This is a genomic window from Mesorhizobium sp. ESP-6-4 (assembly GCF_020164735.1).
Lineage (GTDB): Bacteria > Pseudomonadota > Alphaproteobacteria > Rhizobiales > Rhizobiaceae > Mesorhizobium.
In genome coordinates, this window is the sequence record NZ_JAIUGS010000002.1 from 541,655 (window position 1) to 554,158 (window position 12,504).

The following is a 12,504-nucleotide window of genomic DNA, read 5'->3' on the forward strand; positions in this document are numbered from 1 at the left end:
AGTAGTCAGTAGTCAGTAGTGACCTACTCACTACTCACTAACCACTACTCACTACACCTCACCCGCCATCCCGTTTCTCGCGAAAAAAATCCTTGAGGATGAGGGCGGCGTCGCTTTCGCCGATCCCCGCATAGACATCCGGCGCGTGATGGCAGGTGGGCGAGGCGAAGAAGCGCGCGCCGTTGACCACGGCGCCGCCTTTCTCGTCGGCGGCGCCGAAATAGAGCCGCCGCAGCCGGGCGAAGGAGATCGCGCCGGCGCACATCGCGCAGGGCTCCAGCGTCACATAGAGATCGTGGCCGGTGAGACGCTCGCTTGCGAGCTTCCGGCAGGCCTCGCGGATCGCCAGCATCTCGGCATGCGCGGTCGGGTCCGAGAATTCGCGCGTGCGGTTGCCGGCTTTCGCGACCACCGTGCCGCCATTCGCGATCACGGCGCCGACCGGCACTTCGCCGCGGCCGCCGGCCGCTTCGGCCTCTTCAAGCGCCAGGGCCATGAAATCCGGTCGTTTCAAGCGGTCTCCATTCCGATTACTCCTCGCCACCCGACAGCGATCCTGTTATCTAGCGCGAGACCTTGAAAACCGGAATCGGTTTTTGCCGCGCTGGCATATGCGCAATAATCAAGATGACACCGCCTGCGCTGGGCGTCCGAAAGGGCGTGCTGCGCTGTAGCAGGTGAAGACGAGCGAAGTAATGAACGACGACAAAAAATCTCCACGCGGGCCGCGCAAAGGCGGCTCGAAACCGGCGGGCCGGCGAGACGGCAAGCCGGCCTACGGCGCCAAGAAGCCGTTCGCCAAGCGCGAGCGGCCCGCGGCTGCCGAAGGCGAGCGCCGCCATGGCGAGCGTAGCTATAAGCCACGCGAAACGGGCGAGGGCGCTGGGCGTGCCGAAAAGCCGTTCCGCAAAGGTTCGCGCCCTGACGGCAAGCCCTTCGAGAAGCGCGATGGCCGCAAGCCTTACACACCGCGCGGCGACAGGCCGATGGCGGCCGAAGGTGAGCGCCCGGCCCGCGACTTCAAGCGCAGCTACAAGCCGCGTGAAACGGGGGAAGGCGGGGAGCGTGGTGACAGGCCGTTCCGCAACGGTCCGCCGCGCGACGGCAAGCCCTTCGACAAGCGTGATAGCCGCAAGCCCTATACGCCGCGGGGCGACCGGCCGGTAGCGGCCGAAGGCGAGCGGAGCGAACGACGTTTCGACCGCCCCAAGCGCGCGTTCGATGACCGCCCCAAACGCGATTTCGCCGACCGGCCGAAGCGAGACTTCAGCGATCGTCCGCAGCGCGATAGCGTCGCAAGAAAACCGGAAGGCGGCTTTAAGCCACGGCCGCGGCCCTCGGAAGCGGCATCGGAAAGCGGCGAGCGCATCGCCAAGCGGCTGGCGCGCGCCGGCATCGCGTCGCGCCGCGACGCCGAAGAACTGATCGCGGCCGGCCGCGTCAAGGTCAACGGCAAGGTGCTGGACTCGCCGGCCTTCAATGTCGGCGCCGACGACATCATCCATCTCGACGGCACCGAGATTCCGCCGATCGAGCGCACGCGTCTCTTCCTGTTCCACAAGCCGGCGGGAGTCGTCACGACCAACCGCGATCCGGAAGGCCGCAGGACCGTCTTCGACGTGCTGCCGCCCGACCTGCCGCGGCTGATGACGATCGGCCGGCTCGACATCAACACCGAGGGCCTGCTGCTTTTGACCAATGACGGCGGGCTGTCGCGCGTGCTCGAATTGCCGGCGACCGGCTGGCTGCGGCGCTATCGTGCGCGCGTCCACGGCAAGGTCGAGGAGAGCGCGCTCGCCGGCCTGCGCGAAGGCATCGCCGTCGACGGCGTCTTCTACGGCTCGATCGAAGCCTCGCTGGATCGCGAGCAGGGCTCCAATGCGTGGCTGACGCTCGGCCTGCGCGAAGGCAAGAACCGCGAGGTGAAGAACATACTCGGCGCGCTTGGCCTCGACGTGACGCGGCTGATCCGCATCTCCTACGGGCCGTTCCAGCTCGAGGACCTGCCGGAGGGCCATGTGCTCGAGATCAAGGGCCGCGTGTTGCGCGAACAGCTTGGCGAGCGGCTGATCGAGGAGTCCGGCGCCAATTTCGATGCCGAGATCCAAAAGCCGTTCTCCAACAAGCCGGTGCGCGGCGGCGGGCCTCGCCGTGAAGAGACCGACCGGCCGAAATTCACGCGCGACGGCGACCATCGACCGATCGGCGAGGGCGGGCTGATCAAGGCGCGCAAGCGCCGCGAAGGCAGCCGCGACGAGGCGCTGAGCAAGCTCTCGACAAAGCCGGACAGGGCATTTGGGCCGGACAGGGCGTTCGGCGAGCGCGGCCCGAAATCCGACCGCGGCGGTTTCGGCGACAAGCCGCGGTTTGGGGGCAAGAAATCCGAGCGCGAGCAGCGGCCGATCGAGCCGCCGGGCCAGCGCAAGGCCAATGTCTGGATGGCGCCGGGCGCCCGGCCGATCGGCAAGGGCAGGGCGGAGGCCGATGCCGCCAAGGCCGCCGAGGCGAAGGCGCGCAAGGCATCCTACAAGCCGGGCGGCAAGGGCAAGCCGGGCGCGAAGCCGTTCGGCAAGCCTCGCGGCGAGCGTCCTGAAGGCGATGGCGGCGACAGGCCGCGCGGTCCGAAGAGGGGCGGCGATGCGGATCGTCGGCGGTGAATTCCGCGGGCGTCCGCTGGCGACGCCGAAAAGCAATGCCATCCGCCCGACCACCGACCGCACCCGCGAGGCGGTGTTCAACGTCCTGGCGCATCGCTACGCGGAAAAGCTCGAGGGCGGCCGCGTGCTCGACCTTTTCGCCGGCACCGGCGCGCTCGGACTTGAGGCGCTGTCGCGCGGCGCCTCCTACTGCGTCTTCATCGAAGAATCGACCGAAGGGCGAGGCCTGATCCGCGAGAACGTCGAGGCCTATGGGCTCACCGGCCGCACCAAAATCTTTCGTCGCGACGCCGCTCATTTGGGCGAAGCCGGCACGATCTCGCCCTTCGGCCTGATCTTCGCCGACCCGCCCTATGGCAAAGGGCTCGGCGAGCGCGCGCTGCGCTCGGCCAAGGCCGGCGGCTGGCTTCTGCCTGGCGCGCTCTGTGTCGTCGAGGAGGCTGCCTCGGCGGCGTTCGAACCGGGCGCCGGTTTTTCCGTGATGGACGAGCGCAATTACGGCGAAACGGTCATCCGCTTCATCGAGGCCAACTAGCCTCGCCTCGAAAATGCCGAACAAATCACTTTGCCTCACCAGCGAACCTTGCCTATCGTCGCGCAACCGCGACCGGAGAACTTGATGAGACAAACAGGGATTGGGCTGCGCGCAGCGCTTCTGGCGGGCGCGCTGGCGCTTGCCGCGGCCGCTCCGGTCCGCGCGGCCGATGACGGCGAGGTCAAGGATTTCCTGCTCGACAACGGCATGGAAGTGGTCATCATCCCGGACCATCGCGCCCCGATCGTCACCCACATGGTCTGGTACAAGATCGGCAGCGCCGACGAGCCGCCCGGCAAATCCGGCATCGCGCATTTCTTCGAGCACCTGATGTTCAAGGCCACGACCAACCACGCCGCCGGCGAGTTCGACCGAGCCGTGTCCGAGATCGGCGGCTCCAACAACGCCTTCACCTCTTACGACTACACCGCCTTTCACGAGACGGTGCCGCCTTCGGCGCTCGAGCAGATGATGGGCTTCGAGGCCGATCGCATGCGCAACCTCATCCTGACCGATGATGTCATCAAGACCGAACGCGACGTGATCCTGGAGGAGCGCCGCTCGCGCATCGACGGCAACCCGCAGGCGGTGCTCGACGAGGAGGTCGACGCGACGCTCTGGCAGAACCAGCCATACCGCATTCCGGTGATCGGCTGGATGCAGGAGATGGAGCAGTTGAACCGTCCGGACGCGAAAGCCTTCTACGACGCCTATTATCGGCCGAACAACGCCGTGCTGGTGGTGGTGGGCGACGTCGATCCCAACGCGGTGAAGGCGATGGCCGAAAGGACCTATGGTAAGGTCGCCCGCGGCCCGGACCTGCGGCCGCGCATCCGCCCCGTCGAGCCCGAGCAGAACACGAAGCGCACGGTGACGCTCACCGACGCTCGCGTCTCGGTGCCGAGCTTTTCGACGCAATGGGTGGTGCCATCCTATCATACGGCCAAGCCCGGCGAAGCCGAGGCGCTCGACCTGCTTGCCGAGATCCTCGGCGGCGACAACCGCAGCAGGTTGTACCAGCAGCTCGTCGTCAAGCAGGGTATCGCTTCCGAAGCCGGCGCCTACTTCCAGGGCACCATGCTCGACGCCACCAACTTCACCGTCTATGGCGCCTCGCGCGGCGACGCCAAGCTTGTCGATATCGAGGCGGCGGTCGATGCCGAGATCGCCCGCATCGTCAAGGATGGCGTGAGCGACGATGAGCTGGAGCGGGCCAAGACCCGCTATGTGCGCTCCATGATCTTTGCGCGCGACAAGCAGGACGACATGGCCAACATGTACGGCTCGACGCTTGCGACGGGCGGCAACGTCAAGGACGTCCAGGAATGGCCCGACCGCATCCGCAAGGTAACCGCCGATGAAGTCAAGGCCGTCGCCGCCCGCTATCTGGTGCTCGATCGCTCAACCAGTGGCTATCTCTTGCCGCAGCAGCAGGCGGGGAATTGATGATGAGCATGGTTCTTGGCCGCACGAGCACCTTTCCTTCTCCCACAAGGGGAGAAGGTGGGCGCGTCTATCGCGCCGTTGCCATACTTTGCTTCGCCCTGTTCTTCCTGCTTTTGCCGGCGCTTGCCGCGCGCGCCGAGATGAACATCCAGGAGGTGAAGTCCAAGAAGGGCGTCACCGCCTGGCTGGTGGAAGACCATTCGATCCCGCTGGTTGCGATCCGTTTCGTCTTCGACGGCGGCACGGCGCAGGATCCGGCCGGCAAGGAAGGCCTGGTCAACCTGATGACCGGGCTGTTCGACGAGGGCGCCGGCGACCTCGACAGCGAGGGCTTCCAGGTGAAGCTCGACGATGCCGGCGCCGAGATGAGTTTTCAGGCCGCCCGCGATGGCACCTATGGCTCGATGCGCATGTTGTCCGAGCAGAAGGATGAGGCTTTCGGCCTGCTGAAGCTGGCAGTGAACAGCCCGCGCTTCGACCAGGCGCCGATCGACCGCATCCGCGCCCAGATACTGTCCGGCATCCTCGCCAACGAACGGGATCCCAACACGATCGGCCAGCAGCGCTGGCTGCGCGCGATCTATGGCCAGCATCCCTATGCGCGGCCGGACGAGGGCAACAAAGACAGCCTCGCCACCATCACTGCGGACGACCTCAGGGCCTTCCACAAAGCAAATTTCGCCCGCGGCGGCCTGCATGTGGCGGTGGTGGGCGATATCGACGCCGCCACGTTGAGCAGCAGGCTCGACGAGGTGTTCGGCGACCTGCCGGACAAGCAGGCGCTGGCGCCGATTGTCGACGTCACGCCCAAGCTCGGCCAGCAGCTCGAAGTGAATTACGACTTGCCGCAGACCTCCCTGCAGCTTGCCTGGCCGGGCGTGAAGCGAGGCGATCCCGATTTCTACGCCGCCGCGCTGATGAACGAGATACTCGGCGGCTCGACATTCACGTCGCGTCTCTACGAAGAGGTGCGCGAGAAGCGCGGCCTTGCCTATAGCGTCAGCTCCGATCTCGTCGATCACGAGCATTCCAACGCGCTGCTGGTGACGACGGCGACGCGTTCCGACCGCGCGGCCCAAACGCTTGCGATCGTGCGCCAGGTGGTGAAGGACATGGCTGAGAACGGCCCCTCGGAAGAGGAGCTCGCGGCGACCAAGAAATACATGGTCGGCGCCTACGCCATCAGCAATCTGGATTCGTCCAGCTCCATTGCCGCGACGCTGGTGGAGCTGCAGATCGATCATCTCGGCATCGACTATATCAAGCGGCGCGCGGCTCTCATCAACGCGGTGACGCTGGCCGACGTCAAGGCGGCGGCAAAGAAGCTCCTGTCGTCCGACCCAGCGGTGATGGTCATCGGGCCGCCGCTGGTTCAGGTGGCGGGAGGCCGCAAGGGATGAGCCCGACCTTCGGGGTGGCCTTCGGCGGCGGCGGCGCGCGCGGTCTTGCGCATATCCATATCATCGAGGCTCTCGACGAGCTTGGCATCAAGCCGGCGGCGATCGCCGGCTCGTCGATCGGCGCCATCATGGGTGCCGGCATGGCGTCGGGCATGAAGGGTGCCGAGATTCACGATTACGCCCGGTCGATCCTCGGCAGCCGGGCCGAAGTGGCGGCGCGCATGTGGCGCTCGCGGCCGGGCACGATCGCCGAGGCCATGCAGGGCGGCATCCGCGTCGGCCAGTTCAATATCGAGCGTATCCTGAAGGCGTTCCTGCCCCAGGATATCCCCGCCACCTTCGAAGAGCTGAAGATTCCGCTCAAGGTGACGGCGACCGACTATTTCGGCCACAAGCTCGCCGTGTTTGCCGAAGGTGAATTGCATTCGGCGCTCGCCGCCTCGGCCGCCATTCCGGCGGTGTTCCGCCCTGTGGTGCGCAATGATTGCCTGCTGATCGACGGCGGCATCTACAATCCCGTTCCTTTCGATCTCCTCGAAAAGGATGCCGATATCGTCATCGCAATCGACGTGGTCGGTGCGCCGAGCGACGCCGAGCGCAAGCATCCGACTACGGTCGACCTGATGTATGGCGCCTCGCAGTTGATGATGCAGTCGATCATCGCCAACAAGCTGCAGCAGTCCAGCCCCGACATACTGATACGTCCAAAAGTCTCGAAGTACCGCGTGCTCGATTTTCTCAAGATCGAGGCGCTGATGGCCGAGACGGCGGAGATCAAGGACGAACTGAAGCGCGCCGTGGAGAAGGCCGTGGAAGCGTATGGCGGCAGGCAGGGCAACAAAAAGGTGGTCTGAGAGCTTCCTCCAGCCGCATCGCTTCAGGTGCCATGGCTGCGCAAGAGGTCTGACACCGAAGTCTGAACGGTCGGCGCAAAGGTCCCTTATAAAATAAGACTTAAGAATAGAGCGAAGTATTCTTTATGCTGAATAACCGAATTCGCGCATTGGTTTGAGGTTTGTCATTAACTCTTCATCGAATTGCCCGTTGACGCACGCTGCGGTAGAGTTAATAATATCCTAATATAGTAGCGTGAATCGTCTCGAGACCGGCAACAACGAGATACTGCGCTACTGGGGTAGGGGAAACGCAGCGCGGCGATCGCCGTCGCTTTTAGCCGTCGCTATCGAGCCGCCAGCAGTCGTGAGCAGCCACCTTGCATGTGGCACTTGCTGCCGGCCGATGATCGCTGCCTGCTGGATGCCAGTCGATCCTCCTCCCGCACGGAATTGGGCGCCGATCTCGGTGCTATTGGCATGGGGTAAATCAGCCGCCTTGGGCGGCCAACAAGTGGCGCGCCTAGGCGCTAAGGGAGTTGAACATGGCCACAGTGGTTGATCTGACCAACGGGACAACGTCGCAGACTTTGACCGACGGCACCGTATTTTCGGCTGAACAGCAAAGCGGTGCTGGCACGGGCAACTACAATAGCTTCCTCGTGCTTGGCGCGAACGGCACCGAGAGCGGCTTCAACACCGATGGTTCTCCGCTGCCGTTGGATGACAAGCAGCAGGAGCACACCAATGCGCTTCTCCTGAGCGATATGCAGGTAGTGTCCGTGAACGGCCACGATTACTACGTCTTCAAGCTCGACGCCAATGAGCCGAACAGCGACAAGGGATCGTTGCTGTCGCTCAACTCACTACAAATATATTCGGCGACGGATCCAAATATCACCACCCTTGCGACGCTTCAGACGCAGCAACTACTCTATAATATTGATGGAAATGCCACCGACGGTGACGTGACGGTTCAGTTGGATGCTGGAAAGGATGCGCCCGCAGGCAGCGGGGTGGGCGATCTGTTTGTCTACATTCCGACCAGTTTCTTCGCCGGGGCAACCGGTAACTACGTCTATCTCTATTCGGCTTTCGGGAGCCCAAGTGACTCGGATGGCGGGTTTGAGGAATGGGGCGTCATCGCAAAAGCCAGCGTGGATCACGCTCCCGCGGTCGCGGTCGAGAAGACGGTCGATCCGACCTCAATAGATGAAGGCGAGTCGACGACGGTCACCTACACCTACAAGGTGACCAATACGAGCGCTGATGGCGCCGGCGATCCTCTGACGCTGACCTCGCTGGTAGACGACAATGCGACGCCGGCAGACACCAGCGACGATATCAACCTGTTGAGCGGTTTCGTCGCCAACAGCTCGCATGGCACCCACTACGTGTCGGGCGATACAGACAACGATTACCTTGTCGACAGCAACGAGACCTGGATATTCAGCGCTGACGTCAACATTGACGCTCATGCCACCGGCAGCACCATCACCAACACGGTGGTGGTGCATGCTCACGACGACGACAGCACCAATGACGTGTCCGCCAACGACACTGCGACCGTGACGGTCAACGACGTCGCGCCATCGATCGCCATTGAGAAGACCGCCGACCCGACTTCGATCAACGAGGGCTCGGCCGCTGACGTCACCTACACCTACGAGGTGACCAACACGAGCGCGGCCGGCGCCTTCGATCCGCTGATGCTGACTTCGTTGATCGACGACAATGCGACACCCGGCGACACCAGCGATGACATCGACCTGCTGACCGGCTTTGTCGCTGGCTCCGACCATGGCACGCACTATGTGACCGGCGACACCGATGGCGACTATCTCGTCGACAGCGACGAGAAGTGGGTGTTCAGCGCCACCGTCGGCGTCGGTGCTCAAAATGCCGGCACCATTACCAACACTGTGGTGGTGCACGCCCATGACGACGACAGCACCAGCGACGTGTATGCCACTGACGACGCGACCGTGACGGTGAAGGATGTCGCGCCGTCGATTGCCATTGAGAAGACCGCCAACCCGACTTCGATCAACGAGGGCTCGGCCGCTGATGTCATCTACACCTATGAGGTGACCAACACGAGCGCGGCCGGCGCCTTCGATCCGCTGACACTGACTTCGCTGATCGACGACGATGCGACACCCGGCGACACCAGCGATGACATCGACCTGCTGACCGGCTTTGTCGCCGGCTCCGACCATGGCACGCACTATGTGTCGGGCGACACCGATGGCGACTACCTTGTCGACAGCGACGAGAAGTGGGTGTTCAGCGCCACCGTCGGCGTCGATGCTCACAATGCGGGCAGCATTACCAACACGGTGGTCGTGCACGCCCATGACGACGACAGCACCAGCGACGTGTATGCTACCGACGACGCGACCGTGACGGTGAAGGATGTCGCGCCGTCAGTGGCCATCGAGAAGACGGTCGATGCCGATCATGACGGTATTTTCCACTCGTCCGAAACGGTCCAGTCGGGTGCACAAAACGTCACCTATCACTATGAGATAACCAACACGAGCGCAGCCGGTGCGTTCGATCCGCTGACGCTGACCTCACTCGTCGACGACAACGGCACACCGGGAAATACCGGTGACGACATCAACCTGCTCAGCGGCTTCGTGGCCAACAGTTCGCATGGCACTCACTATGTGTCCGGCGATCTCGACAACGACTATCAGGTCGACAGCAACGAGACTTGGGTCTTCACGGCCAACAGCTCGTTCAACTTGCTTCCCAATGCCGACTCGCGAACCAACACGGTCGTGGTGCATGCCCATGACGACGATACCACCAATGACGTTTCCGCCAATGATATCGCGACGGTCCAATCATTCGCAGGTCCCGGCGTGCGCACGCCGGGCTTCTGGACCAATCTCGGCAAATCATTCTGGGATGGCGTCGCAGGCGCCGACAAATCCGGCCCGAACTTCGCCTCCGGTGAATTGCGCTATGTTGTCGATGCCGATCACAACGGAACGCTGGATCCGGGCAAGCCAGGCCTCTTGATCGGCGACTACAACAAGAACGGCTTGACCGACGCCGGTGAGGATACGTTCTTCATTTCCTACGCCGATGCGCTCAAGGTGATCGATGCGTCCGTCAAGGATCAGCAGGATACACGCTTCGTCCTTGCCCGCGACGCGGTCGCGACCTGGCTCAACTACCTCGCCGGGAATCCGATCGGCGATGCCTCCGATCCCAACAGCCCGCACAAATATCTCGACCAGGCGATCGACTGGCTGCAGGTGACGAATGGCGGGAATTCTTCTTCTCACTTCGAGGACTGGGGCGGTGGGAGTGCCGTGAAGGCAAGCAGCACAGCCTGGAACGTGGGACTGGATGCCGAATCCGCCACTGCCGGGTCCGAGCTTGCCGGAAACCTCATCCACCAGGAGCTCGATTTCTACAACAATACCGGCATGACCTTCGAAGGGGCGATACTGCATGTCTACGCCAATGACGGCGGCTGAGGCAGCGGTCGGCCTGTCGAGCCGTGACGTGCGACAGGCAGGTTGGATGACCGGAGTGTTTTGTTCAGTGTCGCTTCGACAATGGTAGCCAAGGCAGCATCTGGTTCAGCGCAGGCAAAGGTAAGGCTCGTCGGCCTGGTCCTGGTTGCTTGCGCTGTGCTGCTCCTTCTCGGCGGCAACGGCTGGCTTTCGCCAGGACGGCCCGGGTCGATGGGGGAGACGCTTTTTGGTGTGGCGATGGTGGGCTTCGGCGGCTTGGCTTTGTTTCGCGCGCGCCGGCCCACGCCGGACAGCGGCATCGGCGATATCGCCAGGCAAACCAATGCGCCTATAGGCGGCAAGCGGCCGGCAAAACCGACAGGCCGGCGAGCGCAATCCGCGCGCTCCGAACTCGCCGAGGCGCTTCGCTCCTGCCGGTCGGCTTTCCTCGCGGTCGGGTTGTTCAGCGGCGTGCTCAACGTGTTGATGCTTGCGGGCTCGCTCTACATGCTCGAGGTCTATGATCGCGTGTTGCCGAGCCGCAGCCTGCCGACACTCATCGGCATCACCGTGTTGTTGGTCATCCTCTATTGCGGCCAGGGCATTCTCGATTTCGTGCGCGGTCGCGTGCTTGTGCGCATTGGCGGAGCCTTGGATGAGGCGCTGGGCCGCCGTGTCTATGCGTCGATGCTGCAGTTGCCGCTGAAAAACGGGCGCGGGGGCGATAGCCTGCAGCCGATGCGCGACCTCGACAGCGTGCGTGCTTTCCTGTCCGGCATGGGGCCGACGGCGCTCTTCGATTTGCCTTGGCTGCCGCTCTACCTTGTCATCATCTTCATGTTCCATTGGTTGCTAGGCGTGACAGCGCTGCTTGGGGCGATCGTGCTGGTGGCTCTGACCGTGCTTGCCGAGCGATTGACGCGAAAGCCTGTGTCGTCCGGGACTTTGACCGGTATTCGGCGCAACGGTCTGATCTCGGCTGGGAGCCGCAACGCAGAAGTCGTTGCCGCCATGGGCATGGCCGGCGGTCTGACCGCGCGGTGGGAAGACGCCAACCTCGATTACATCGCCGAGCAGCGCAAGGTGAGCGACGTGGCCGGCGGCTTCGGCGCGATATCGAAGGTCCTGCGCATGCTGCTGCAGTCGTCGATGCTCGGTCTCGGCGCCTGGCTGGTCATCGAGGGGCAGGCAACGGCGGGTATTATCATCACCGCCTCGATCCTCAGCGGCCGCGCGCTGGCTCCGGTCGATCTTGCGATCGCCAACTGGAAGGGCTTCGTGACCGCGCGCCAGGGCTGGCAGCGGCTGAACAGGGTGCTGGCGGCGCTGCCGGCTGAAACCGAGCCGATGTTGCTGCCGCCGCCGAGCGCGAATGTCGGCATGCAAAACGTCTCGGTCGGCGCCCCGGGCACCCAGAGACTGCTGGTCCACGATGCAAGCTTCGCTCTGGAGGCGGGCCATGGCGTCGGCATCATCGGACCGAGCGGGTCGGGAAAATCCACGCTGGTGCGCGCGCTTGTCGGCGCCTGGCAACCGGTCGCCGGCCGCATCAAGCTGGACGGCGCCGACCTCGATCAATGGTCGCAGGCGGAGCGCGGCCGCCATATCGGATACCTGCCGCAAGATGTCGAGCTCTTCGCCGGCACCGTGGCCGAGAACATCGCGCGCTTCGAGCCGGACGCGGACGCCGGCGCCATCATCGCCGCGGCGAAGGCAGCGGGCGCGCACGAGCTCATCGTCGGTTTTCGCGAAGGCTACGAAACCGAGATTGGCGAGCATGGCGAGGCGGTCTCGGCCGGTCAGCGCCAGCGCATCGCGCTGGCGCGCGCGCTCTATCGCGATCCTTTCCTCGTGGTCCTGGACGAGCCGAATTCCAACCTCGACATGGATGGCGAGCAGGCCCTGATCAAGGCCATGTTGGGCGTCCGCGAACGGGGCGGGGTTGTCGTGCTCGTCGCGCACCGGCCGAACGTGCTGGCGGCCGTCGATTTCGTGCTGGCCATGAACCAGGGGCGCGTCCATGCCTTCGGCCCGAAGGACGAGGTGTTCGCCAAGATGTTCCCGACGCTGCGGCCGGTGCCGACCGGCGCCCCGCAACTGAGAGTGGCTTCCGACGGTCCCCATCTGGCCGTTGCCGACGGAACCGAGGCAGGGCGCTGA

The 12,504-nt window shown here is 64.0% G+C and carries 8 protein-coding genes; 7 read left to right on the forward strand and 1 reads right to left on the reverse strand.

Translation table 11 applies throughout. The features are described 5' to 3' along the window. Positions 1-58: 58 nt before the first annotated feature. Positions 59-514 (reverse strand): nucleoside deaminase, encoded by a 456-nt coding sequence (locus LB523_RS06435; protein WP_224601582.1) that lies wholly within the window; start codon positions 512-514, stop codon positions 59-61. 181 nt (positions 515-695) lie between these two features. On the opposite strand from LB523_RS06435, the gene LB523_RS06440 reads away from it, so the two are divergent. The 7 genes from LB523_RS06440 (at position 696) to LB523_RS06470 (ending at position 12,504) form a co-directional block, all read left to right on the forward strand. Further along, on the forward strand, positions 696-2,657 hold the full coding sequence (locus tag LB523_RS06440) for a pseudouridine synthase (RefSeq protein ID WP_224601584.1): 1,962 nt from the start codon (positions 696-698) through the stop codon (positions 2,655-2,657). Further along, a complete protein-coding gene (gene rsmD, locus LB523_RS06445; protein WP_224601586.1) occupies positions 2,638-3,192 on the forward strand; it encodes a 16S rRNA (guanine(966)-N(2))-methyltransferase RsmD in 555 nt (184 codons plus the stop codon). Before LB523_RS06440 ends, rsmD begins: the two co-directional genes overlap by 20 nt. An 84-nt stretch (positions 3,193-3,276) precedes the next feature. After that, positions 3,277-4,638 (forward strand): M16 family metallopeptidase, encoded by a 1,362-nt coding sequence (locus tag LB523_RS06450; RefSeq protein WP_224601588.1) that lies wholly within the window; start codon positions 3,277-3,279, stop codon positions 4,636-4,638. Continuing rightward, on the forward strand, positions 4,638-6,038 hold the full coding sequence (locus tag LB523_RS06455) for a M16 family metallopeptidase (RefSeq protein ID WP_411966438.1): 1,401 nt from the start codon (positions 4,638-4,640) through the stop codon (positions 6,036-6,038). The genes LB523_RS06450 and LB523_RS06455 overlap by 1 nt, the downstream gene beginning before the upstream one ends. After that, positions 6,035-6,892: a patatin-like phospholipase family protein gene (locus LB523_RS06460; RefSeq protein WP_224601592.1), complete on the forward strand. Its 858-nt coding sequence runs from the start codon at positions 6,035-6,037 to the stop codon at positions 6,890-6,892. Before LB523_RS06455 ends, LB523_RS06460 begins: the two co-directional genes overlap by 4 nt. 524 nt (positions 6,893-7,416) lie before the next feature. Further along, positions 7,417-10,365, forward strand: a complete 2,949-nt coding sequence (locus LB523_RS06465; RefSeq protein WP_224601594.1) for a hypothetical protein — start codon at positions 7,417-7,419, stop codon at positions 10,363-10,365. Between the two features lie 210 nt (positions 10,366-10,575). After that, positions 10,576-12,504 (forward strand): type I secretion system permease/ATPase, encoded by a 1,929-nt coding sequence (locus LB523_RS06470; protein ID WP_224601596.1) that lies wholly within the window; start codon positions 10,576-10,578, stop codon positions 12,502-12,504.